22 protein-coding genes and 1 pseudogene are annotated in these 23788 nt (G+C 43.2%); 9 read left to right on the top strand and 14 right to left on the bottom strand.

All coding sequences use genetic code 11. From position 1 onward, the window contains the following. Positions 1 to 650: 650 nt before the first annotated feature. The 3 genes from ffh to HG267_RS29175 all read left to right on the top strand — a co-directional run bounded on the left by ffh (position 651) and on the right by HG267_RS29175 (position 3098). A complete protein-coding gene (ffh, locus tag HG267_RS29185; RefSeq protein WP_045871173.1) occupies positions 651 to 2111 on the top strand; it encodes a signal recognition particle protein in 1461 nt (486 codons plus the stop codon). A gap of 326 nt (positions 2112 to 2437) precedes the next feature. After that, entirely contained in the window at positions 2438 to 2701 is a 264-nt protein-coding gene (gene rpsP / locus HG267_RS29180) for a 30S ribosomal protein S16 (protein WP_045871172.1), read from the top strand. Beyond that, the gene (locus HG267_RS29175) at positions 2661 to 3098 is read left to right on the top strand and encodes a KH domain-containing protein (protein ID WP_045871171.1); all 438 of its coding nucleotides are present in this window, start codon (positions 2661 to 2663) and stop codon (positions 3096 to 3098) included. The genes rpsP and HG267_RS29175 overlap by 41 nt, the downstream gene beginning before the upstream one ends. 174 nt (positions 3099 to 3272) lie before the next feature. On the opposite strand, the gene HG267_RS29170 is transcribed toward HG267_RS29175, so the two are convergent. Continuing rightward, complete coding sequence (locus HG267_RS29170; protein ID WP_255325234.1) at positions 3273 to 3395, bottom strand: hypothetical protein; 123 nt, start codon at positions 3393 to 3395, stop codon at positions 3273 to 3275. A 46-nt stretch (positions 3396 to 3441) separates the two neighbouring features. On the opposite strand from HG267_RS29170, the gene rpsU reads away from it, so the two are divergent. From rpsU to HG267_RS29155, 3 genes are all read left to right on the top strand, one after another. After that, positions 3442 to 3618, top strand: coding sequence for a 30S ribosomal protein S21 (rpsU, locus tag HG267_RS29165; protein ID WP_045871170.1), 177 nt, complete (start codon positions 3442 to 3444; stop codon positions 3616 to 3618). Between the two features lie 358 nt (positions 3619 to 3976). Then, complete coding sequence (locus tag HG267_RS29160; protein ID WP_045871169.1) at positions 3977 to 4930, top strand: PhoH family protein; 954 nt, start codon at positions 3977 to 3979, stop codon at positions 4928 to 4930. 225 nt (positions 4931 to 5155) lie between these two features. Beyond that, positions 5156 to 5560 (top strand): ChuX/HutX family heme-like substrate-binding protein, encoded by a 405-nt coding sequence (locus HG267_RS29155; RefSeq protein ID WP_045871168.1) that lies wholly within the window; start codon positions 5156 to 5158, stop codon positions 5558 to 5560. 156 nt (positions 5561 to 5716) lie between these two features. Here HG267_RS29155 and lpxB read toward each other — a convergent pair whose 3' ends face one another. The 6 genes from lpxB to purC form a co-directional block, all read right to left on the bottom strand. Further along, positions 5717 to 6871, bottom strand: a complete 1155-nt coding sequence (lpxB, locus tag HG267_RS29150; protein ID WP_045871167.1) for a lipid-A-disaccharide synthase — start codon at positions 6869 to 6871, stop codon at positions 5717 to 5719. Positions 6872 to 6978: 107 nt separating this feature from the next. After that, on the bottom strand, positions 6979 to 7797 hold the full coding sequence (lpxA, locus tag HG267_RS29145) for an acyl-ACP--UDP-N-acetylglucosamine O-acyltransferase (RefSeq protein ID WP_045871166.1): 819 nt from the start codon (positions 7795 to 7797) through the stop codon (positions 6979 to 6981). Positions 7798 to 8002: 205 nt separating this feature from the next. Continuing rightward, positions 8003 to 8515 carry a 3-hydroxyacyl-ACP dehydratase FabZ gene (fabZ, locus tag HG267_RS29140; protein ID WP_045871165.1) on the bottom strand — a complete coding sequence of 171 codons (513 nt, stop codon included), beginning with the start codon at positions 8513 to 8515 and terminating at the stop codon, positions 8003 to 8005. 79 nt (positions 8516 to 8594) lie between these two features. Beyond that, complete coding sequence (lpxC, locus tag HG267_RS29135; protein WP_045871164.1) at positions 8595 to 9440, bottom strand: UDP-3-O-acyl-N-acetylglucosamine deacetylase; 846 nt, start codon at positions 9438 to 9440, stop codon at positions 8595 to 8597. A 202-nt stretch (positions 9441 to 9642) separates the two neighbouring features. Continuing rightward, a complete protein-coding gene (locus tag HG267_RS29130) occupies positions 9643 to 12279 on the bottom strand; it encodes a BamA/TamA family outer membrane protein (protein ID WP_045871163.1) in 2637 nt (878 codons plus the stop codon). 244 nt (positions 12280 to 12523) lie between these two features. Then, complete coding sequence (gene purC / locus HG267_RS29125) at positions 12524 to 13261, bottom strand: phosphoribosylaminoimidazolesuccinocarboxamide synthase (protein ID WP_045871162.1); 738 nt, start codon at positions 13259 to 13261, stop codon at positions 12524 to 12526. A gap of 585 nt (positions 13262 to 13846) precedes the next feature. Between purC and HG267_RS29120 the strand changes: the two genes are divergently transcribed. Then, positions 13847 to 14119, top strand: a complete 273-nt coding sequence (locus HG267_RS29120; protein WP_045871161.1) for a hypothetical protein — start codon at positions 13847 to 13849, stop codon at positions 14117 to 14119. A gap of 167 nt (positions 14120 to 14286) precedes the next feature. Here the strand turns inward: HG267_RS29120 and HG267_RS29115 are convergent, their stop codons facing one another. From HG267_RS29115 to HG267_RS29100, 4 genes are all read right to left on the bottom strand, one after another. After that, on the bottom strand, positions 14287 to 16884 hold the full coding sequence (locus HG267_RS29115; protein WP_045871160.1) for a GAF domain-containing protein: 2598 nt from the start codon (positions 16882 to 16884) through the stop codon (positions 14287 to 14289). Between the two features lie 166 nt (positions 16885 to 17050). After that, the gene (locus tag HG267_RS29110; protein WP_045871159.1) at positions 17051 to 18187 is read right to left on the bottom strand and encodes a glycosyltransferase family 4 protein; all 1137 of its coding nucleotides are present in this window, start codon (positions 18185 to 18187) and stop codon (positions 17051 to 17053) included. 6 nt (positions 18188 to 18193) lie between these two features. Continuing rightward, positions 18194 to 18838, bottom strand: a complete 645-nt coding sequence (locus tag HG267_RS29105) for a DUF4291 domain-containing protein (RefSeq protein WP_045871158.1) — start codon at positions 18836 to 18838, stop codon at positions 18194 to 18196. 242 nt (positions 18839 to 19080) lie between these two features. Beyond that, positions 19081 to 20235: an NAD-dependent epimerase/dehydratase family protein gene (locus tag HG267_RS29100; protein WP_045871157.1), complete on the bottom strand. Its 1155-nt coding sequence runs from the start codon at positions 20233 to 20235 to the stop codon at positions 19081 to 19083. A 126-nt stretch (positions 20236 to 20361) separates the two neighbouring features. Between HG267_RS29100 and HG267_RS29095 the strand changes: the two genes are divergently transcribed. Continuing rightward, entirely contained in the window at positions 20362 to 20529 is a 168-nt protein-coding gene (locus HG267_RS29095) for a hypothetical protein (protein ID WP_263419987.1), read from the top strand. Here the strand turns inward: HG267_RS29095 and HG267_RS29090 are convergent. After that, complete coding sequence (locus HG267_RS29090) at positions 20493 to 21026, bottom strand: hypothetical protein (RefSeq protein ID WP_052335231.1); 534 nt, start codon at positions 21024 to 21026, stop codon at positions 20493 to 20495. The two genes, HG267_RS29095 and HG267_RS29090, sit on opposite strands and share 37 nt — an antisense overlap. 429 nt (positions 21027 to 21455) lie before the next feature. On the opposite strand from HG267_RS29090, the gene HG267_RS29085 reads away from it, so the two are divergent. Next, a complete protein-coding gene (locus tag HG267_RS29085; RefSeq protein WP_045871156.1) occupies positions 21456 to 22367 on the top strand; it encodes a DMT family transporter in 912 nt (303 codons plus the stop codon). Between the two features lie 233 nt (positions 22368 to 22600). Here HG267_RS29085 and HG267_RS29080 read toward each other — a convergent pair whose 3' ends face one another. After that, a complete protein-coding gene (locus tag HG267_RS29080) occupies positions 22601 to 23395 on the bottom strand; it encodes a GH25 family lysozyme (protein WP_045871155.1) in 795 nt (264 codons plus the stop codon). 170 nt (positions 23396 to 23565) lie between these two features. After that, positions 23566 to 23787 (bottom strand): annotated as a pseudogene (locus tag HG267_RS42020) (sensor histidine kinase); the annotation flags it as partial. Between the last annotated feature and the right edge of the window lies 1 nt (position 23788).

The following is a 23788-nucleotide window of genomic DNA, read 5'->3' as shown; positions in this document are numbered from 1 at the left end:
CGACTTTATGCAAAACTAAGAACTCAGCTTTCTTGATTAGGCAAAAACCCAAGGTTTTTGCCTAATTCTTTTTCTAGGTCACTGATTCTCGATCAATTCCAAAAACTAAAACTATCCTCCTACAAGGGTTTTAGCGTCAGGTTTTGGATGTCGTAAAAATGGATAGATAAAATCGAGTTTAGAAGATGTTTGCAACCCACATAGATAGGTATGTTTTTTCTTGAATTCGTGCCATTCTTTTATATCCTACATTCCGCAGGTTGAGGGAAAAATGATGGTATTTTAAATACTAAGTAAGTAAAACGGTTTAAATAATTCACGCTATGTCATTGCGTTCGCCCTTGGCGTTCCCGTTCGCGTAGCGTCACCGTTATGAGAAGGGTATGAAACGAAGTGGAATGAAGCAATCGCAAGGGTTATGACGATTTTACATTCTGTTATATAGTTAGGTTTATTCTCACCGACTTACTTAGATAAAGTATTTATATTTTGGACAGATAAGTTCTCCGCCCTTTACCCTTTTCTCCATTACCCCTTCCCCCAGATACCTATCGAGTTGCTCAAGTCGCTGGGAAAACTACTAAGCTGGTAAATAGCACGTTACAACTCTACCCAAATTTCCTACTGGCTTACTATCTGTAATCGAAATTATGTTTGATGCATTATCTGATCGTTTAGAATCTGCCTGGAAGAAACTCCGCGGACAAGATAAAATTTCTCAGTCCAACATTCAAGACGCTTTGCGAGAAGTTCGGCGCGCTTTGTTGGAAGCAGATGTCAATCTCCAGGTAGTCAAAGATTTTATTAGTGAAGTCGAAGCCAGAGCACAGGGGGCTGAGGTAATCGCTGGCGTGCGACCTGGCGAACAGTTTATCAAAATTGTTTACGATGAATTGGTGCGGGTGATGGGGGAAGAAAATGTTCCCCTGGTAGAAGCGGAGGAACAGCCTACCATTGTGTTAATGGCTGGGTTACAAGGTACTGGTAAAACCACTGCTACCGCTAAGTTAGCTCTACATCTGCGGAAATTAGATCGTAGCTGTTTACTGGTGGCAACAGACGTATATCGTCCAGCGGCGATTGATCAGTTAATCACGTTGGGTAAGCAAATTGAAGTACCAGTATTTGAACTGGGAAGCGATGCCGATCCAGTAGAAATTGCTCGCCAAGGTGTAGAACAAGCCAAGGCACAAGGCGTAAATACGGTCATTATTGATACGGCTGGTCGTCTGCAAATTGACGAAGACATGATGGCAGAACTAGCCCGGATTAAAGATACCGTCCAGCCCAACGAAACCTTACTGGTTGTGGACTCCATGACTGGGCAGGAAGCTGCAAATCTTACCCGTACCTTCCACGAACAAATTGGTATTACTGGCGCAATTCTGACTAAATTAGACGGCGATAGCCGTGGTGGTGCGGCACTGTCCGTGCGGCAAATTTCCGGCGCGCCCATTAAATTTGTCGGTGTTGGGGAAAAAGTCGAGGCGCTGCAACCATTTTACCCAGACCGGATGGCATCCCGAATTTTGGGTATGGGCGATGTCTTGACCTTGGTAGAAAAAGCCCAAGAAGAAATTGACTTGGCAGATGCCGAGCAAATGCAGGAGAAAATCCTGTCAGCAAAATTTGACTTTACGGACTTTCTCAAGCAATTACGCCTGCTGAAAAACATGGGTTCCCTGGGCGGAATCATCAAGATGATTCCCGGGATGAACAAGCTTTCCGATGACCAGCTAAAGCATGGAGAAACCCAGCTAAAACGCTGTGAAGCGATGATTAACTCCATGACTCGCCAAGAACGCCACGATCCTGATTTATTAGCTAGTTCTCCCAGCCGGAGACGGCGGATTGCATCTGGTGCTGGCTATAAAGAAGCAGATGTCAGCAAACTAGTAGCTGATTTCCAAAAAATGCGATCGCTCATGCAACAAATGGGCCAAGGACAATTTCCTGGTATGCCCGGTATGTTCGGCGGCGGTATGGGCAACGCCTTCGCAGGTGGTGGCAATCGTCCCGCAGCCCCCGGCTGGCGCGGTTACCCTGGCAACCCTGGCGCAGCGAAAAAGAAAAAGAAAGACAAGAAAAGGAAAGGCTTTGGGAATCTTTAGAAAATTGTCATTGGTCATTGGTAATTGGTCATTGGTCATTGGTCATTAGCCTTTAACCTAGACAAATGACAAACAACAAACAACAAATGACAAAGGACAAATGACAAATAGCAGTTAATGCCCAGCAAGTGCTAAAATTATCATTCCAGTATGGAAAATTGTGACTAAAGGAAGTTGGGCTGCAATTTATTGGCAACAGCCACAGTTAGCTAACTTCCTCTTAAAAGTCGAAATCTATATCTAGCAAGGTTTTTCGACTTTTGAATTCCGCAGAACGGCACTTGCTGTCAATCATACTTAGTAAACAGGAGAACGATTCTTCAATCATGATCAAACTGCGCTTGAAGCGATATGGTAAAAAACGGGAAGCGAGTTACCGCATCGTAGCTATTAACAGCCTCGCTCGCCGCGATGGTCGTCCCTTAGAAGAACTGGGATTCTACAACCCCAGAACGGATGAAGTACGATTGGACGTTCCCGGCATCGTCAAGCGACTACAACAAGGCGCTCAACCCACTGACACCGTCCGTCGCATCCTAGTAAAAGCCAATGTTTTTGAACAGGTCAGTGCAACAACAGCCGCATCATAATGTCGAAACACAATCCCCCGCAGCTAGACCCAACTACGAGGGGTTGGTCAAGTTTTTAGTGCAGCCTTTTTTGGAATCGCCAGAGTCTTTAAGCGTCGATTGTGAAATTTCTCAGAGCCTACAAAAGGCTTGGATTCGCATCGCCTTTGACACCACAGATAAAGGAAAAGTGTTTGGTCGCGGAGGACGTAATATTCAGGCGATTCGCACAGTAATTGCAGCTGCGGCTGAAATTGCTGGACAATCAGTCTACCTGGATATTTATGGCAGCAGCGCCTCAAGAGAAGGTGCTTCTTTTGATGAAGACAGGGAAGAGCGATTACCCCCGCCCAAATCAAGAGAAAGACGTGGAAACGGAAATAGTCCCAGACCTATTGCTAAACCCCGTATCCGCTAGGTTGAAATTGCAACATCAGTCTGGGCGGTTTCTACTCCGCTCAGGCATTCTGGCAAAATGGGAGATATGCGATCGCAACTTGCTAGAATTGGGCAATTATTTTGAGAGCTTTATTGCTTCAGTGTGGGTTTGACTAATAAAAATTTGGGAATTGTGAAAAAACATCCAAATTTGCTAATCTGGCATGAGTGGCGTAGGCATCGCGTCACTAGATAAATGCTCGAAATTCTTTTGAGAATTCAACAGGTGAGTATTTCTCATCCAGAGAAGCGATCGCCATACTGCTGTTATTAACATTTTTATGCAACTCTGAATTATCTCTGTAAGGGGGTGAAACTGGGGAGTGGCCGAAGTCCGTTTAGGTGAGAACGAGTCAATAGACTCTGCTATTAGACGCTTTAAAAAGAAAATTCAAAAAGCTGGAATTTTATCTGAAGTTAGACGCAGGGAAAGATACGAAAAACCTAGCTTACGACGCAAGCGTAAAGAGGAAGCTGCACGCAAAGGTATCCGCTACTAAATTCAGGTAGCATCCTTGCTAAATGTGGTTAACTCATATTAAAGCAACCCTAGAAAAAGTAGAGATACGATCATCGTGTCTCTACTTTTCCCCTTGATGGGGGATTGGGGAACTCGGGGCCCCCTCTGGGGATAAGGGGTAATGGGGATTGGGGATTGGGGACTGGGGAACTCGGGGCCCCCACGACCGCAGGGAGTGGGGATTAGGGGTAATGGGGATTGGGGACTGAGAGATGAGGAAGATGAAGGGAAATAACAAACACCCATTACCAATTACCAATTACCCATTACCAATGCCCTATGCCCTATGCCCCATGCCCATACGAAATAGCAAATAAAAAGATAAATTAACAAATACTATGGCAGATGCCTTCAAGATTGAGCTGCCGGATATTCCCAGTGCGATCGCTCTTGCTGGAGATGGAGAAGAGAATCTCAAACTCTTATCTCAGCAAACAGGCGCTAGCTTGGTGTTACGCGGACAGGACTTACATATTTCAGGTACACAAAAGCAAATTGATTTGGCTTCACGATTAGTGCGATCGCTTGAAGACCTCTGGATTAAAGGTAATTCTATCTCTAGTGCGGATATTGATACCGCCCGTCAAGCTTTAGATACCCATCGAGAAGGCGAGTTGCAAGATTTACAGCGAGATATTCTTGCAAAAACTCGCAGAGGTGAAGAAATTCGCGCTAAAACCTTTAAACAAAGGCAGTATATTGAAGCTATCCACAAACGTGACCTCATTTTCTGCACTGGGCCAGCTGGGACTGGTAAGACTTTTTTGGCTGTTGTTGTTGCTGTGCAAGCACTCTTAGCCAATCAGTATGAAAAGCTGATTTTAACGCGTCCTGCCGTGGAAGCAGGAGAAAAACTCGGCTTTTTACCTGGGGATTTGCAGCAGAAAGTCAATCCCTATCTGCGCCCACTTTATGATGCAATTAATGAATTTATCGATCCGGAAAAAGTCCCCAATTTAATAGAACGCGGTGTAATTGAAGTTGCACCACTGGCTTATATGCGAGGACGCACCTTAAATAATGCATTTGTGATTGTCGATGAAGCCCAAAACACCACACCAGCGCAAATCAAAATGGTTTTGACGCGTTTGGGTTTCCGTTCGCGTATGGTAATCACAGGAGACATGACACAAACCGATTTACCAGTAAACCAACAATCAGGTTTAGCCGTAGCCTTACACATCTTAAAACACGTTGAAGGTATTGCCTTTTGCGAATTTTCTCAAAGAGATGTCGTGCGTCATCCCCTAGTTCAGCGCATTGTTGCTGCTTACGAAAAATACGAAGCCTAGTCCAGAATCAGGCAATTTTAGATTTTGGATTTTGCGAAAAGTCGGAGCGCCGGCTTCCGGCGATCTGAACTTTTCAAGACAGATTTTGGATTTGAGATTTTAAATGGATGTCACGAATCAATCCACTTTCTTTGTACCATCAATAAATAATTGGTCATTTCATTAGACAATGACCAATGACAAAGGACAAATGACAAAGGACAAATGACAAAGGACAAATGACAAATGACCACAACCTTAAAAGAATTTTTAACAGCTTGCGAAAATTTAGGAACTTTACGTTTAATTGTGACTAGTAGTGCTGGTGTTTTAGAAGTTAGAAGCAAGCTAGAAAAGCTATTTTATGCAGAGTTACCCAAGGGTAAATATGCAAATATGCATACCGAAAATTTTGAGTTTCACTTGAATATGGACAAAATTACTCAGGTTAAATTTGAAACTGCTGAAGCAAAAAGAGGCAACTTTACAACCTATGCTATCCGGTTTTTAGATGATAAACAGGAACCAGCTTTAAGCCTATTTTTGCAATGGGGTAAGCCAGGAGAATATGAACCGGGTCAAGTAGAAAATTGGCAAGCTCTTAAAGAGAAATACGGAGAAGTTTGGCAACCTTTACCAGCGGAAATATAAATATATTTGGTAATTGGTGTTAGGTGTTGGGTGTTTGGTAATAGGTAATTGGTAATTTATTCTACCCCTGCTCCCTACCCCCCTCCTTCCTCATCTCCCTCATCTCCCTCATCTCCCTCATCTCCCTCATCCCCAATCCCCAATCCCCAATCCCCACTAGAGGATTTGCAAAATTTCTTGAGCCGCGCGATCGCAGACTCCAATTTCTCCTAAAGACTCGCGCATTTGTTGATAATCGGCTAGGGTTTGCTGTCTCTTATCAGGGTTGAGCAATAATTCCATTGCAGCTTGGGTAATATTCTCTGCTGTGGCTTGCTCTTGTAAAAACTCTGGTACAATCTCCCCCATAACTACCAAATTTACTGGCGATGCAAAGGGAATCGAACCTTTAAGAATTTTCCGCCCAATCCAAGCTGTAATGGCATTCAGGCGATAGACAACTACTTGCGGTACATTTAACAGGGCCAGTTCTAGATTGACGGTTCCTGATTTGGTAATGGCACAATCAGCTGCAGCCATTATTTCTTGTTGTTGACCTGATAATACTGTCGCACGCAAACCATAACGCGCAATTGCTTGGGTAATCGGTTCTCTAAATTCTTCTAAAGACAGGGGAATCCAGAAATGTACTTCTGGTAATTTCGCTTGAATAGTTTGGGCAGCTTGAAAAATTGCTGGTAAAAGATATTTTAATTCTTGACTACGAGAAGCAGGCAAAAGCGCAACGGCGATCACCTCTGGTGAAATATGCAATTTAGCGCGGGCTTCCTGGCGGCTGGGGGCGGTTTGCATCCGATCAACTAAGGGATGCCCTACCCAGGTAACATTGGCACCTTCCTGGCGATAATAACGGGCTTCTTCGGGGAAGATGGCTAGGAGTTTATCTGTAAAGCCGACAATGCGGTGAGTCCTCCGCAAATTCATCGACCAGACCCACTCTTGGGGAGCGATGTAATAAACTATGGGCACATCTGGGAAATTTTCTTGCAAATAAGTGCCAATACCGATATTGGGACTCATGTAATCAATGAGTAATACCAAATCTGGGGGATTTTGCTTGAGGTAAGCGATCGCTTTTCGTTGTACTAAAAGAGTGGGTACAAGATAAGGCAATGCTTCTAAAATCCCCATTGAGCCAATATGACTGGTATCACCCAATATGGTGGCTCCAGCCTCAGCCATTTTTTCGCCACCCAGCGCCACAATCTCTAATTCACAGCCAACAGCCGCAGCTTGACGCTTCAGCGCCGCAATTATGAGAGAACCTTGCAAATCGCCAGACACTTCGCCAGTGCTGATAAATATCCGCATTTGGTAATTGAGGAAAATAAATAACAATTTGAGGTGCGGGGAGTCAGCGCAGAGTTACGCAGAGTTTGAGTTGAGGTTTAAATACTCAACTCAAACTGGGAACTAACTTAAGACTCATCACTGGCGCTAGCTTTTCTTTTTCCAGGAATTAAACCACGTCTTCCCGGCATTTGAGAAAGCAGAAGGAAGCGCCGCAGATGTTGTAACTGTTCAGTATCGCCTAGTTGTTCTAATTGTTCTAAAGCTTCTTTAAAGGTTAAGTTAGAGCGATAGAGAATGCGGAAGGCTTTTTTGAGCAGTTGTAACTCGCTAGCATCCATTCCAGAACGTTTTAACCCTACTAAGTTGAGGGTTCTGACTCTGGCGGGATTGCCTTCTACCAGCATATATGGCGGCACATCGCGGTCAATACGTGCCATCCCACCTACCATTGAGTGTCTACCAATTCGCACAAATTGGTGGACTCCCAAAACTCCGCCTAACCTAGCCCGTGATTCTATGTGAACATGACCCGCTAAGGCTACTGAGTTAGGAATAATTACATGGTCTTCGATCACGCAGTTATGAGCCACATGAACATAAGCCATCAGTAGGTTACCGTTACCAATGATTGTGGCTTCCCCAGCACCAGTAGCACGGTTGATCGTGACATATTCACGAATTTGGTTATTGTCGCCAATTTTGACCCAGGTAGGTTCTCCCACATATTTGAGATCCTGGGGTTCCATACCGATAGCTGCACCAGGGAAAATCTGATTTCGCGCCCCAATTTCACATGGCCCTTCTAGCACTACGTGAGCGCCAATTACAGTTTCAGGGCCAACTTTAACCTGCGCTCCAATCACAGCATAGGCACCGACTTCCACTGTTGGGTGGAGTTCTGCTTTAGGATGAATTACAGCAGTTGGATGAATAAGCGTCTTCAAGGGTAAATCTCCAGAACTGTCATGAGTGCTGAACTTTTTGAGTATTCAGTTACGAAAGTGTCGGGCAAAGCAAGTTAAGTGTGAGGGCAGCGAAATTTAAAAATTATAAATTACTCTTGTGGCTAGTTGATTTTACTGCTAACCTTTTTTATGGTTGTCAGTAAAAAGCACATCACGGCTGTGCGATCGCCACAAGAGCAGGTTTTTAGTTTACTAGAGAAAACATTAATTCGCCTTCAGCCGCTAACTGACCGTCCACTTCAGCACGACCTTGCATTTTAGCGAAACGACGTTGTTTAACCCACAACAGTTCCACCGTCATGACGAGTTGATCGCCGGGAACTACTTGCCGACGGAAGCGGACTTTATCAATCCCAGCAAACACAAATAGTCCACCTTCATATTCCGGTAGCTGTGTCATGACTATACCGCCTACCTGTGCCATTGCTTCGACAATTAGCACTCCAGGCATTAGCGGCCGTCCGGGGAAATGTCCTTGAAAATGGGGTTCATTAATGGTGACATTTTTCACGCCTACCGCTAGTTTGCCTGGTACATAGTCAATAATTTTATCTACCAGTAAAAATGGGTAGCGATGGGGCAACAGGCTTTGAATTTCTTCAATAGCCAAGGTTTTTTTCGGCTCTGGTGCGCTTTGATTGCCATTAGCAGCAGCTGCGATCGCATCGACGGTATTGGCTTCGGTGAGGGTTGTCATTGGCTATATGTTTGGTTTTTTATCTGGAATCGAGTCAGCGACGGAATTTTAGATTTTAGATTTTGGATTTTGGATTGATTCAAAAATCTAAAATTTTCTGTGCCAGTTGAATGTGTAAATTGTGGCTGGCCTTATACGCTAAGAAGTGAGCACGGGGGATATTTCCCACTAAACTCAAATCTCCTACTAAATCCAAGATTTTATGACGTACTGGTTCATTTGCAAATCTTAATGGTGGATTTAACCAGCCATCAGGGCCACAAACCAGGGCATTTTCTAAACTACCACCTTTGATTAACCCAGACTTTTGCAGATGTTCGATTTGATGCAATAAACCAAAAGTACGAGCAGGGGCAATTTCTGTAGCAAAGTCTGTATAAGGATTTCCTATATTGGAATTAAGTGACCAACTGTGCCATTGATTACCAATAGCAGGCAAATCGAAGTCAATACCATAGCTAAAACGGGTTTCTGGTGCGGGGATAGCCGCCACAAAAGTATCACCCTCATAAATCCAAATTGGCTCTTGGATAGCTAGGGGTGTTTCGTCTGCAGTTACAGATTGCGATCGCAACCCGACTTGGGCGATACTTTCCGCCCATACCTTTGCGGAACCATCCATTAACGGCACTTCTGGCCCATTAATTTCAATGCGGGCGTTATCCACACCCATACCCACCAGAGAAGCCAATAAATGCTCTACAGTGCGGATAGAAGCCACGCCTTTACCCAACTGGGTAGAAAGAACAGTTTGACTAACTGCGGCAACTTGCGCCGGAATAATTGGCGAATCTGGTAAATCGACTCGCACAAAGTAGCGCCCGCTACCTACTTCAGCTGGTAGTATTCGCACCTGAGTATTAGCACCACTATGCAATCCCACTCCAGCTTGAGTGATTGCTGCGGCTATTGTGTGTTGTTGCATAAGTTTGGGGATTGGGGACTAGGGACTGGGGACTAGGGACTGGGGAACTCGGGGCTCCCTCTGGGGATAAGGGGTAATGGGGATTGGAGATTTGGCAAAGCAGGGAGGAGGGGGACAGGGAGCAAGGGAGAAATCGTAAATTCCAATTACCAATTACCCATTACCAATGCCCAATGCCCCATGCCCCATGCCCAATGCCCATTTAAAACCTCTCCCCAATCCCAAAGTTGATGCGGCTGTCGCCGTCGTCGTTGATACCGTAGTCAACCCGAATTGGGCCTAAGGGGGATTGGACGCGTACGCCTAAACCGTAGCCGTAGCCTGTACCGTTTTTGTTGAGTATTTCAGCAGCTCTGGTGCTGGTACCTAAGTCAGTACCAAAATCGAAAAATAATGCGCCGCTAACTACGGAAAATACGGGGAAGCGATATTCTACTGAGGCTTGTACATAACTGCGGGCGCTGGTTAATGTGCCTTCTTCATAGCCTCGCACGGAGTTACTACCACCTAAGGTAAAGGCTTCATAAGGGGGTAAGTCACCTAAAACAGTACCACCTTGCAAGTTAAAGGCTAGGGTTTGGGGCCCCTTGCTGAAGTTTAATAGGCTGATGGGTAAATATTGGCTGTAGCTACCCCTTAACCTGGTAAGGAAAATGCTACCTTGCCCAATGGGTACAGATTGATCGACCCCAAAACGGAGATAAGAACCGCTAGTTGGTTGTAGGGGATTATTACGGAGATCGCGTTGCGCTCCTACCTGTAATAAGAATAAATCGTCATCACCTGACCCAGACTGCGTGAGGGGAATCAGTTCTGTGGGTTGACCATTCTGGTAAATTGTGCCTTGAGTGACGCTATTACCATCAGCATCTTTGGTGGAAACCCGTTGATATTGGAAACCAGCCGAAGCAGTCCATTCGGAATTACCGAAAGGATTAGCCGAAAGCGGACGTGTAAAAGTTACACCACCACCTAAGCGGACAACACGGGGGCGATCGCCTTCGGTATCTCCTGGGAGAAAGGTCTCGATATTTTGGTCTTTACCGTCAAAAATCAAGGAGATAGAACGACGACGGAAAATATTGGCAGTATAGGAAGTGCGGTAGGGATCGCCGTCAATCCAAGGGTCTGTAAAGCGCAGGTCAAATAGCAGTTCTCTTTCACCTACTTGTAACTCTGCCCCCAATTTTTGGTTTCTGCCATTGAGGTTTTGCTGTTGGTAACTAATAGTACCAAATAGACCACTGGCAGAACTAATCCCCGCACCTGCAGCAATCGAACCGCTATTACGTTCAGCTACGTTGACTACCACATCTACCCGACTGGGGTCGCTACCAGGATCAAGGGAAACGTTGACATCTTCAAAGATGCCCAAGCCGTAAACCCGTTGCAAGTCTCTTTGCACGGTGTTACGGTTGAAGACTTGTCCTGGTTTCAACTCTAATTCTCGGGTTACGATATATGGCTGTGTCCGTCCGCGAATTGGTTGTCCTTGTTCGTCGGTCTCCTGACCTTCTTTATTGCGGAACCGGACTCGAATATTCTCTACTACCCCTTCTGCGATTTGCAAAGTCACAACCCCACTTTCAGAGACTTGGGGTGCACCGATGACATTGGCTAGTACGTAACCTTTATCTTGATAGCGTTTGGTTAATTGCTTGATACCTTCCTGCAAGTCACGCAAGTTGAGAATTTTGCCATACTGCTCGCGGAAAACTTCATCTGCTGTATTTTGTGGCAGTACTGAGGGCACGCTAGTGCCGGGATTGGCTTGGACTTGGACTTTGGTCAAAATTGGGTTGGGTTGCACCACAAAGCTGACCCGGACTCCTAATGGCGTATCTTCTGGTACTGCTTGGACATTGGAGAAAAAGCCAGTACCAAAGATGGCATTGATATCTTCTTGGAGTTGGGTACGGGTGGTGGTTCTTCCTGGCTGGGTACGAACTACAGAATAAACTTGATTTTCCAGTTCTGGTGTGAGTTGCCCCGATTGCGCTCTTACTGCAACTTCTGATACTAATACTCGGGGTTCACTCGACTCTGTAGAGGTGTCTGGATTCGTGGGAAATACAGGTGAACCTAGGGGTGGAGTAGCACCAGGAGCCGGAGCAGGTGCTGGTTGTTGGGTACCTGGCGTGGGCTGTGGGGTTGTTTGCTGTGGAGTTGTGGGTCTGGGAGTTGTTTGTGGCGCTTGTTGGAGGGTTGGTTGGGGAGTTGTTTCCTGTGGAGTTGTTTGTGGCGCTTGTTGGAGAGTTGGCTGGGGAGTTGTTTCCTGGGGAGTTGGCTGTGGGGTTGTTTCTTGTGGAGTCTGTGCTGTCTGCATAGGCGAGACAGCGATGTTGCGAGATTGCAGACCCTGGAGTGCCCTTACCCCGGCGCTAGAGGTGTTAGGTGTGGCGCTGGGCACTATAACAGATTTTAGGGCCGGATTTGTTGGCTGAATGGTTACAGCAGCGATATTGCGAGACTGAAGACCTTGCAGTGCCTTTACCCCTGCACTTGGGGTTGTGGGTGCGTAGGCGTAGCCCGTCGTAGACATCGCAGTTGGTACTATGACTGGCTGTGTCTTATTGGCTGCTGGAATTGGCAAGGCAGCTACAGTCTGAGCCTGGGAAGCTTTCACGGTTGCTGCTTCTGGAAAAGTAGCAGCGGATTTTACTTGTTCGCTAGATTCTTCTTGAGCGATCCCATTTTCCGATTGTTGATTTGTCGCTGATGTCAACACCTCTGCTGGTTGTGACAAATCTGGGTTAGCTGTTTGTGCATTTGCACTTATTGGGGTACTTAGAGGGGCTGCAATTGCTACTGCTGCCACCATTGCGGGAGATAAACGCATTTTATTTAAATTCCTCTTCTCGTCCACACACCATCACAAGGCAATTATGCTCTCATCAGGATTTACGCAACTGGCAGATCTATTCAGGTTAGAGTCAAGAATTAAAAGCTCAAGTTTTTTGGAAATTTGATATTTAACCCTCGACTACGTAAGTGAGAAAAATTATGACACTTGCGTAAATCTGCTAATCATGCCAAAGGTAAAAATTAAAAACTATAGAAAATTATATTTTTACCTTGCTAATTTAATTTTCAGATCCTACGGCTTGTAAAACTCTTTGTAAAACCTCCTGGTAAGCATCTTCTATATTTCCTAAGTCTTTGCGAAAGCGGTCTTTATCCATTACCCGACGGTTAGCGTCCGCTTCTGCTGAATCCCATAACCGACAAGTGTCTGGACTAATTTCATCTGCCAACAGCACTTGCTGATGTGAATCAACGCCAAACTCTAGTTTGAAGTCTACTAGTGTAATCCGACAACGCTGCCAAAAGTCCCGTAGAAACTCGTTGATTTGCAATGCTAGATGGGTAATTGTCTCAACTTGTTCCGGAGTAGCTAGTTCCAGCAGGTAGAGGCGATCGCTTGTTAATAACGGATCTCCTAATGCGTCGTTTTTGTAGTAAAACTCTACCAAAGGCTGTTTTAGTATTGTGCCCAATGGTAGACCTGTTTGTTGACACAGGCTACCAGCAGCAATATTCCGCACAACTACTTCTAAGGGTAAAATCTTCACAGCCTTTACCCGCATTTGGTTTGGGGCGGGGCTATCAATAAAATGAGTTTTAATCCCCCTTGCCTCTAACTGTTCAAACAGTTTACTAGAAATAGTGCAATTAATATTTCCCTTACCTATGATACTGCCGCGTTTTTGGGCATTAAAGGCTGTGGCATCATCTTTATAATCAGCCAGTAAGATTTCAGGATCTTCCGTCGTATAGAGTATTTTTGCTTTGCCTTCGTATAACTTGGAATTAACAGACATGGTTGGCAGTAAATTTACAGGTGATGGGCAGATTTTGGTTTTTGAGGCTTAACCATTTTATCTTTAGTTAATAGTCATTAGCTATGATTCATCAGTCAGGGGTGATTTACTACTGACAGTTGGCTAACTCCCATCGAGATTCCGCGTAATTTACGCTGCCTACCAAGAGTATTTTTTGACAATCTATATAAATTTGTTGATGAATAGAGGAAAATACATCTTATGTTCAGCACATTACAGTATATATTAATACATTATTAATAATACTTTCTGTATACTTAAATGATGTGCGTTATTTCATGAATGATGCACTAAAATGTAATGAATTGGACAGCAAAAGGAGCGTAAACTATATTACTTTTTGTACGTTAATAAAAGACACTGTTTTTAAGCCTACTATTTAATGATTGTCAGCTCGATCATCCCTAGCACCATCAAAATTGACAAATTTACCCAAAAGGTTTACACCAGAGAGGTTTAATTTTGCAATTACTCCCGACTGGACAAGACGCAGATGTAGATTGGCTAGAGATTCAGCTTCAGAATATAGATACAGGGGGAGTTGAATAAGTGGAGAAAAATATAGTGAGCAAAGATGATTTTCTCTATCCTCGTGGCCGTTACTACGGTCAAGTGAAGCCAGAAAACTTAGTTTTCAATTCTAATCTACAGGAATTTGCCCAACGAGTGAGTTATATTTGTAACTTAGAAACCGGGGGTAAATTGCCACCAGAAGAAGCATACGAACAAATTAAGGATCTGTGGAAACAATTAAAACGTACAAAAAAACAATTGAAAATTGGTGAAAATCCTTTTCAGGATGACCAAGATAATCAAGATACACCACCGGAAAGCTAGGGAATAGGGAATAGGGACTAGGGACTAGGGATTAGTAAGAAGAATTTTTATAAAACTGGTGTATATCTGCTTGATGGCTGACTTGAAAACAACAAAAAAGGAAGAAGCAGAGGAAACTGAAGGAGAAATAACAAATAATAAATGCCCCATGCCCCATGCCCCATGCCCTATTTATTTGCCATTGTCCAGACACCATCCCAAGAATCGTGGGGTGGTGTTTTTTGATAGTTATAAGAGCGTTCTATATGGATATTAACTGCTTGGTCATGAGGGCGAAGATTTTTTGCGGCTTCAAAGCAAGCGATCGCCCGGGTAAAGTTCCTTGCTAAGTAAGCTATGCGCCCCGACTGGTAATAAAACAGAAATTCTTGGGTAGCATCGTCGAGGGGTTGAGTGCGATCGCTAATTAATTCATAGATATTTACCGCTTGATACTTACCTTTGACGCGGATTTTATCTAGCTGACGCGTCCAAATGCGATCGCTGCACAGTTGGTAGGTAAATTCGCTCAAAATAATGTCACAACCATATTCTTTGGTGACGGCTTCCAAACGGGAACTTAAATTTACGCCATCACCGATGACGGTGTAATCCATGCGTTTGTGAGAACCGATGTTACCAGAAACCACTTCTCCCGAACTAATCCCAATGCCGATGTTAATTTGTGGTTGTGATTGAATAATCCGCCGGCGATTAAATTCTGCTAGGCGTTGGCGCATATCTAGGGCTGCTTGTACAGAACGCCAGGCGTGATTTTCTGTTAATGGTAAAGGTGCGCCAAATACTGCCATTAAAGCATCACCAATAAACTTATCTAGGGTGCCTTCATGGTTAAATACTGCCTCTACCATCGTTTCAAAATATTGGTTGAGCAGCGATACCACCTCCGCCGCCCCGAGATTTTCTGTGAGTGTGGTGTAACCGCGAATATCGGAAAATAAGATAGTTACTTCCTTGCGTTCCCCCACCATTAAAGCATCTTCCCCCAAAGCCATAACCTGTTCGGCTACATGGGGGGTGAGATAGCGGTACATGGTAGTTTTCATGCGTTTTTCGCGGCTGATGTCTTCTAAGACAACTAAGCCACCTCTCACGCCGCCTTCTGGGTTAGTTAGGGGATTTACTGTTAAATTCAGGCTGCGTTCTAACTTTTGTACCTCGCTAGCACTCAAAAACTTCGATTGAGGAGTTAGGGGTTGATTCCAGGGAATAAACACATCTGGATTAGTGCGATCGCGTACTGCCAAAATAAAATGCTGCGTCCAAACTCCTGCATCTAAGGTTTCACTGGGCGACTTAGTTTCAGAACTTTGGATGGGATATAACCCCACAGTCAAACTTTGCTCGGGAACGTAATGTTTAGCCCCTGTTTTTAAACTATCTTCCAAGCGCATTTGCAAATTTTCAATTGGTACCACTTCCCAAACCAAGCGACCGAGTAAATTTTGTTCCCACAACCGCTTATTAGGTTTTGTATTTGTATCTCTAACAGGACAACCAAGTAATGCTAATGCGGCATCATTAATAGTGACAATTCTCCCTTCCATATCTGTAGAAATAACCGCATCAGACAAACTTTGTAAAATGTCTTTTTGATACTGTTTTTCTAACAGGACATTTTCAAATAAACGAGCATTTTCCAAAGCAATTCCAGCTTGGATATTAAATGCTCGCATAAATTCTTCATCAGAGGCAGTAAAACTACCTTGCTGTTTATTAATTAACTGTGTTACGCCAATTAATTCATTGGCTGAATTAAACACAGGCAAACACAAAATATTGCGAGTTACATATCCAGTTTTTCTATCTGTAGTTGGGTCAAACCGGGGGTCTTTATAAGCATCGGGAATATTTACAGCTTGCCCAGTGGAAGCCACAAAACCAACAATACCGCGATTGCTGGGCATCCGGATTTCTATAGTATTTGCACCATCTGCGGCGGCGGCTACCTTTGTCCAAAGTTCGCCCATTTCTTTACGATGCAAAAACAGAGTACTGCGATCTGCTTGCATTAAAATTCGGGCTTGCTCCATAACTATTTGCAAAGTTGCTTCTAAATCTAAACTTTGCCCCAGAGTTTGAGTTGCTCTTAAAAGTGCTGTTGCTCCCCGTTGGTTGCGTGCTGCGACATAAAAAGTCTGACAGCTTTCTAAGATAATCCCAATCGAAGCAGCAAAATCCCGAAACCGTTCTTCATCATCTTGATTAAATGGCAAATCACCAGCTTTATTGGCCAGTTGTACTACAGCTACAGTTTGATTTTTGCTGCTCATAACTGGCATACATAAAATATTATGAATTTTATAGCCCATTTGCTTTTCTAAATCTGGGCTAAATAAGGGATGAGTAGAAGTTTCAGCTATATTTAAATATTGTCCAGTACTGGCAACATGACCAGGAATACCAACTGTAATGGGCGTACGAATTTCTAAAAATTTTTGTGTATTATCCTGGGGAACTTTTGACCACAATTGATTTTTATCATAATCTACTAAAAAAATAGCCGTGTGTTCTGCTTGCAGAATTTGACCTATTTTTAATGTGATTGCTTCTAGAACTTTTTCCAACATAGTTTCTAGAGCTTCATTATTGATTAATTCAATAGCTCTGAGAAATTGCTGAAATTCCGCAGTAATAAAATCTAATAAACAAACAAATTCGTTAACAGAAAGGTCTTTCACACGACGCAATAAAGCGTGGGTACGATTGACTTGAGTGAGTTCGGTTAATGTAGCCAAGACGCTACCAGGATTAGGGAGTGTCATGAGGACTGGGGATTGGGGATTGGGGACTGGGGACTGGGGATTAGGGATTGGGGATTGGGAGACAAGGGGACAAGGATAATAAACTAGTTTTGACTTTTGACCCTTGACCCTTGACCCGTAAGGCATTTGAAGAGTTGTGGCTAATGTTGGGACTGTTAAATTTTTATCAGATGGCTGCTGTCAATTGTTGCGCGTAAATTACCTTTTCATAGTAATCCTGTAACTGGCGAGTGGCGTTTGCCCATCCCCATTTTTCAGCTTCTTTACGAGCATTTTGACGGATCAGGTCACATTCTTGTTTCTCTTGTAACAGGCGAACAGTAGCGGTAATTGCACCTTGAATATCTGCTGTAGGCTTAAAAAGATAGCCGTTGACCCCATCTGTAACAATATCAGGAATTCCTCCAGAACGGGCTGCTACTACTGGGCAACCGGCTGCCATTGCTTCTAATAACACTAATCCTAGTGTCTCTGTACGGGAAGGAAAAATAAAGGCATCAGCACTCGCAAAAGCCGAACCTAATTCCCGTCCCATAAGATAGCCAACAAAGTTGGTGTTTGTGCCAGCAAAGTGCTTTTCTAGGGCTTGGCGGTGGGGGCCATCTCCGACCAATGCCAAGCGCGCTTCGGGAATTGCTTCTAAAATCGGTTTGATGCGCTCAATTTCTTTTTCCGCAGACAGGCGACCAACATATAGTAACAAAGGACTTTCTGGATGATTTTGCGATAAACGCGATCGCATTTCGGCACTGGCTAAACTAGGATGAAATAATTCTGTATCCACCCCTCTTTGCCACAAATCTACTCGTTCAATGCCATGTGCTGTCAATTCTGCCATCATTGCAGTGGAAGTACACAGGTTTAACTCGGCTTGATTATGTGCAGTTTTCAATAATTCCCACAGCACACCTTCCAACATTCCTAAGCCGTAATGCTGGAGATATTGGGGTAAATGAGTATGATAAGAGGCTACTAAAGGAATTTTGAGGATTTTGCTGTAAAATATGCCAGATAAACCCAAAACTGCAGGATTGACGACATGAATAATATCTGGCTTAAACTCCTCTAAAGCGTAACCTATAGCTGGGCGAGGCAATGCCATTTTTAATTCTGGATACAATGGCAAAGGAAAGCCAGTCACGCCGTAAACTTTAGCTCCTTTATGTTCGGTGATCCCGCCTTCAGGGGCAACCACTAAAACTTGATTTCCATGACGCTGTAGATGGTCAACGGTATGACGCAAGCGCGTTACAATACCGTCAACCTTGGGCAAAAAGGTTTCAGTGAATAGAGCAATTCTCATAAAATACTATTCAGTCCAGGCAGATAATCCCAGCTGCTTTTGCGTTTGTTGATCACTCACAGAGTAAACTGTCTCCCGTGGCGTAATCAATTGGGCACAGTCAGAATTAATGTTTTGCCGCTGTTGTTGGACAAAATCAGAGATATCTTCAATATGCAAGATCCAATCTTTGGCATAATTAGCTAAGAATTTTCCGCGTAGCCCTATCTGAATAGCACGCCGTTCTAATTTAGCACCAGATGGGTGATGATCTGGGTCCCATTGTAATCTTACTTGTGATTCTTTTAGCGCTGCTTTCCAAGTAGTTTCACTGGGATATAATTCGGGCATAAAAGTGGAATGCACTGCAACTGACAACATTTCTTCAAAAGACCAACGTTGAATCCAAATAGCTAATACTACTCCTTGCTCAGTTTTTATACCCCATCCGGAACGATACATCATCCATAAAAAATTAGGTTTGATCCAACTCATGCGGTCAAAACTAAAGTCGCCACCAAAATAACCATGAGTGGCGGCGAAATGACCAATAGCCGGACGATATGCTTGGTACACAACAATTGATTGGTCGTCATATTGGGCTAGAATGTGACGACCAGTTTGAGGCCAGCAACTTACTTGATTTAGATAAGGTTCTGTTATCAGCCGCATAAATAATTCGTAATTCGTAATTCGTAATTCGTAATTGAACAGTGTCTAAATTGAACATGGGCATGGCGCATGGTGAGACAGCGCTGCAGGAGGGTTTCCCTCCGCAGGCGACTGCGCTCGCGTAGCGTATCCGAAGGATTCACCCGAAGGGCCCATGAGGCATAGGAAAGACGGATTTTCATGCCCCATACCCAATAAGAGTAACTACGAATTACGACTTAGAAATTACGAATTACTTAAGCCTATTTTCTATGCCAAGAGACTTTAGGCAAAATTTGCTTTTGATCGACTCGGGTTTGATATTTGATGGCAAAGTTTAATAGAGAATCGAGGAGAGAATCAGAGAGATAGTGAGGTTGTAAGCCTAAATCCAACAGCTTAGTGTTTTTAGCGTTGAAATAATGCTCTTCTTTCTCAACTCTGGGATTATCTAGATGATTAATATCCACATTGATTCCCATAGCATTGCCGGCTTTCTTCACCATGATTGCCAAATCACCAACGCTAAATTGTTCAGTGAATTGGTTGAAGACACGGAATTCGCCAGCTTGAGCAGGATTAGCGATCGCTAATTCTACACACCTCACTGTATCCCGAATATCCAAAAAGCCGCGTGTTTGTCCGCCTTTACCGTAAACAGTCAGAGGATGACCGATAGCTGCTTGAATGCAGAAGCGGTTGAGTGCTGTACCAAACACGCCATCATAATCCAGGCGGTTGATCAACATTTCATCCATTCCCGTTTCTTCAGTTAAAACGCCATAAACCACACCTTGATTCAAGTCTGTAGCGCGCAGTCCCCAAATCCGACAAGCAAAATGGATATTGTGACTATCATGCACTTTGCTGAGGTGATACATTGAACCTGGCTGTTTGGGATAAGGCAATGTATCTTTGCGACCATTATGTTCAATGGTGATATAGCCTTCTTCAATGTCGATGTTGGGAGTACCATATTCACCCATTGTCCCTAACTTCACAAGATGACAATCAGGAAAATCTTCCCGCATCGCATAGAGCAAATTCAAAGTGCCCACTACATTGTTGACCTGAGTCACAACTGCGTGTTCACGGTCAATCATAGAAAATGGAGCCGAACGCTGTTCCCCAAAATGGACTATAGCGCTGGGTTGGAATTTGTGCAGCGCTTTATGGAGGAATTCATAGTTAGTGATATCGCCAACAAACAAGTCTATGGATTTACCAGTTAAATCGTACCAGCGCTGGAGACGTTGCTGAATTGGCGCGATCGGAGTAAGAGTTTCGACACCAAGCTCGTTATCCCAGTGCCGCCGCACTAAACTATCTAAAATCCCAACTTCGTAACCTTGATTTGAAAGGTAAAGAGCAGTTGCCCAACCACAATACCCATCGCCACCAATAACCAGGACTTTCATTTTTACCTGTTTTCACTCGCTGTAAGCTAAATCTACCAGGTTTGTGTCACGTCTCAACTACCTAAAGGGTGAAAATTGGGGATTGGGGGATGAGGGGGATGAGGGGGGATGAGGGGGATGAGGGGGATGAGGAAGCAGGGGGGAGAAATAACAGCCCAATTACCAATTACCGATTACCCAATGCCCAATGCCCAATGCCCAATGCCCAATGCCCAATGCCCCATGCCCCATGCCCAATGCCCAATGCCCCATGCCCATCATTGCTTTGGCACTTTGTATTGCTGGGCTATGTAGTAAAACAAGTGGTAGTAATCAGTAAAATCTTGGCTTTGGCTTTGTCCTCGCCAGTAGTATTTAATTTGACCTTGAGTGATGGTTAGGGTCATGGAACTTTCTTTTTGACCTACTTCCACAACTAAAACCCCAGATATTCCTTGAGCATTTTGAAAATTGGGATTGACTGTGATTTTGGCGTTTTGGTCTGGATTCAAAGATGCTGGTAGCTGATTACCTGCCCAAGACCGAATTTTTACTGATTCATCTTGCGGGGAAACAAAGACTATTCCATCATTATTTTCTGGTGGTGGTAAAGCATTCCAGTTGCTAGGGTAGGGAAACTCAAAGTTATAACGTGTATTGATATAAGTTTTCCAAGTTAAATTAGAGGCATTAAAGCCTGGTGCTGTACACCCCCACAGCATCATAAATAAAGCGATCGCTCTGCCGAAGCCGTGGACGTTAAGATAAATGTTGCGCCCCAAACTACAGGCTTTAACCGTAGCAGTAGACATTAATTGCACCTAATAACTAATTTCTCGGAAATTTGGTTTTAGTTTATACCCAAAAGCCATTTTTAGCACCTTGATTTTCCCCGAGAACGAAAATAGAGTTAACTATTCCCTATTCCCTAGTGAGAAACGGGTCTTTTGTCCGCTAATGGCGAGGCTAATTTTTGGGAATTTTCGGGGAATTAAAAAATAGAATTATTAGCAATAAATAGCAATAATCATCATTGTAAAGATTGGCAAGTCAAGGAGTTGAATTTTTGACTTATGCAGTCACCTAATTGTTGATACCGTAATTAATTGTCTAATTAGACGATTACGAGGAATTTAAGCAATAGTTTACTATCCGCTAAATCTTGCTTAAATGTATTATGACTATTGACCATTGTTAAATCTTGACTTATGAAAGTAGGCTACACAAATAAGTCAATGATTATGACAATAGATTACTTAAAAAAGTCTGCTTTTGGTTTTAAAGGTCTGCTGTATGCATTGTTAGCTATTTTGATTTGGGCAACAATTGGTGTGACATTCAAATTAACTGTGCCACATCTCGATAGTTTTACCACAACGCTATATGTGACTTTCTTGTCAACTTGCGTTCTTGGTATTAACATTGTCAGGCAGAAAAAATTGCTAATTCTGCAAAAGGAATGGAAAAAGCAGCAGTTTTTCTTCGTAATTGCTGGAATTATGGGTATGGGTATTCAGCAAATCTGCGGCTTGAAAGGCTATCAACTTCTGCCAGCTTCCCAGGTGGTTGTCATGTTTTATATCTATCCATTGCTGATGACATTCTTTGGAGCCTTGTGGTTTCATGAAAAGTTATCTCGCAAATCAGTCTTACTGCTGATAACAGGTTGTGTGGGAGTGTATTTGTTGATTGCCAAAAACCAAATATTGGCGATTCAATTAAATCTTGGTACTGCTGCAACATTAGCAGCAGCAGCAACTTGGGCTTTGTTTTGTGTGTTGATCAAGCACAAAAATTTTGATCCAGATGCAGGAATGTTTTTGTTTAACTTATTTGGCTTGTTGTTTTTACTCGGTTTAGTACCAGCATTTGGCTTGACATTGACATTAACCTCTACTCAATGGCTAGGGATTATCTATTTAGCGGTATTTCCGAATACGATTGCTTCTTTACTGTGGAATCAAGCATTGCATCTAAATTCAACACAAATATGTTCAATGATTGCATTACTAACTCCGCTGTTTTCACTAATGTTTAATGTGTCAATTCTCCATGAATCAATTATGCCAATACAATTAATTGGATTTATAATTTTAGTTGGCTCAGTTATTCTAAATCTTGGTAGTTGTTTAAAATTTAAATCTAGCTATTAGTTAAGTACTAAAGTTTAAAATTGCAATTATTATTTTATAGATTGATGAGGCAAGGTAACCTTGCCTCTTATTTTGGAGTCAATTCAAATTAAGTATGGAGGTTTTGGTTATCTAAAAATGCAATCAATTAAATAAGATGTCAATTATTTAAATATCAAGGTTTTGGTTCTCTAAAATGCAATCAATTAAATAAATGAAGACATAACAACGCTGAATTCACTTTTGGTAAGCAATCAAATCCAAAGTAAAGAGAGCCAAGTTTTAATCCCGACAATTCCATCTGCTTGTAGACCTTTAGATGATTGAAAACTAATGACAGCATCTTTAACAGCCGATGAAAATTTGCCATCAATAGCACCTGTATACAAACCAATGGCTGTTAATTGTTGTTGTAGGTTTTTGACCCTTAAACCGGAATCACCAGGTTGCAAATCCTTAAATCGATTCAAATCAGCTTTACCACTTACGCCTGGTACACCAGAGACATCTTCTCTAAATTGATGAATTAAATATTCTCCTTGCCAAGTAGTAGGAACTGTTGGCTGGGGTTGATCGTAGTGGGCAATCCAGAGTTGGTATTCAGCAAAACCAGTGGGGTTACCAAGCCCTTCCCAGAAACCTGGGTAAGTATAAATAATTGGTTTTATTGGTTTTCCTGTTTGTTGTAGAAGCGCTTTCTCAACTACTACTAACCACTGCTTTGCGGCATTAATGATCAATTTTGGATCGTTGACATTATCAGTGACTTCTATATCTAAAACTGGTGGTAAGTCTCCAGGTTCCAATTTGCCAATTGTTTTTAAGAACTCTTGAGCTTGTACAACTGGATCGGAAGTACGTGGGTGAAAAAAATGATAAGCCCCACGAATAATTCCCGCCGCCTTCATAGTTGGCCAGTGACGAGCAAAAGTGGGATCTTTCACCGAAGCGCCTTCTGTAGCTTTTACAAAAGCGAAGGTTTTACCAGAGTTTTTCACTGCTGTCCAATCTACTCTGCCATCTTGACCTGCAACATCAATACCTTGCATAAAAGTTCTCCATTATTTCGGGTATAACCACACTCTAATGATCATTGAATACGGAAAATTTCTTGTAAAGCAACAGGAGAATTTTCAGGCGATCGCCTTTCGAGTATGTGTGATTCAAGAACTACAATAAAGAATGTGGTTAAACCTTTCGCTCTACTTTCAGCAAGAGTCTGAGTCAGAATGGGGATAGTAATGATAAATTTAGTACCTTCGCCTGGTGTAGAATTTACAGACAAAATACCATTGTGTTTTTCTACAATAATCTGACGTGCGATCGCTAGTCCCAAACCTGTACCTTTACCCACAGCTTTAGTAGTAAATAAGTGGTCAAATATTTTGGCTTTGACTTGTTCGCTCATCCCCATCCCATGATCAGCAATAGCTATGATGACA

This window comes from Tolypothrix sp. PCC 7601, assembly GCF_025677855.1.
Classification (GTDB): Bacteria; Cyanobacteriota; Cyanobacteriia; order Cyanobacteriales; family Nostocaceae; genus Aulosira; species Aulosira diplosiphon.
This window is presented reverse-complemented; position numbering and strand designations above follow the sequence as displayed.

Coding starts and splice junctions, on each gene's coding strand:
- HG267_RS29155 (WP_045871168.1), top strand. CDS start 5,156: ATGACCACAACCTTAAAAGAATTTTTAACAGCTTGCGAAAATTTAGGA.
- purC (WP_045871162.1), bottom strand. CDS start 13,261: ATGTCTGTTAATTCCAAGTTATACGAAGGCAAAGCAAAAATACTCTAT.
- HG267_RS29115 (WP_045871160.1), bottom strand. CDS start 16,884: ATGACACTCCCTAATCCTGGTAGCGTCTTGGCTACATTAACCGAACTC.
- HG267_RS29105 (WP_045871158.1), bottom strand. CDS start 18,838: ATGCGGCTGATAACAGAACCTTATCTAAATCAAGTAAGTTGCTGGCCT.
- HG267_RS29160 (WP_045871169.1), top strand. CDS start 3,977: ATGGCAGATGCCTTCAAGATTGAGCTGCCGGATATTCCCAGTGCGATC.
- HG267_RS29085 (WP_045871156.1), top strand. CDS start 21,456: ATGACAATAGATTACTTAAAAAAGTCTGCTTTTGGTTTTAAAGGTCTG.
- lpxB (WP_045871167.1), bottom strand. CDS start 6,871: ATGCGGATATTTATCAGCACTGGCGAAGTGTCTGGCGATTTGCAAGGT.
- rpsP (WP_045871172.1), top strand. CDS start 2,438: ATGATCAAACTGCGCTTGAAGCGATATGGTAAAAAACGGGAAGCGAGT.
- HG267_RS29170 (WP_255325234.1), bottom strand. CDS start 3,395: ATGTTAATAACAGCAGTATGGCGATCGCTTCTCTGGATGAGAAATACT.
- HG267_RS29090 (WP_052335231.1), bottom strand. CDS start 21,026: ATGTCTACTGCTACGGTTAAAGCCTGTAGTTTGGGGCGCAACATTTAT.
- HG267_RS29175 (WP_045871171.1), top strand. CDS start 2,661: ATGTTTTTGAACAGGTCAGTGCAACAACAGCCGCATCATAATGTCGAA.
- HG267_RS29110 (WP_045871159.1), bottom strand. CDS start 18,187: ATGAGAATTGCTCTATTCACTGAAACCTTTTTGCCCAAGGTTGACGGT.
- HG267_RS29095 (WP_263419987.1), top strand. CDS start 20,362: ATGAGGAAGCAGGGGGGAGAAATAACAGCCCAATTACCAATTACCGAT.
- fabZ (WP_045871165.1), bottom strand. CDS start 8,515: ATGACAACCCTCACCGAAGCCAATACCGTCGATGCGATCGCAGCTGCT.
- lpxC (WP_045871164.1), bottom strand. CDS start 9,440: ATGCAACAACACACAATAGCCGCAGCAATCACTCAAGCTGGAGTGGGA.
- HG267_RS29080 (WP_045871155.1), bottom strand. CDS start 23,395: ATGCAAGGTATTGATGTTGCAGGTCAAGATGGCAGAGTAGATTGGACA.
- HG267_RS29100 (WP_045871157.1), bottom strand. CDS start 20,235: ATGAAAGTCCTGGTTATTGGTGGCGATGGGTATTGTGGTTGGGCAACT.
- ffh (WP_045871173.1), top strand. CDS start 651: ATGTTTGATGCATTATCTGATCGTTTAGAATCTGCCTGGAAGAAACTC.
- HG267_RS29130 (WP_045871163.1), bottom strand. CDS start 12,279: ATGCGTTTATCTCCCGCAATGGTGGCAGCAGTAGCAATTGCAGCCCCT.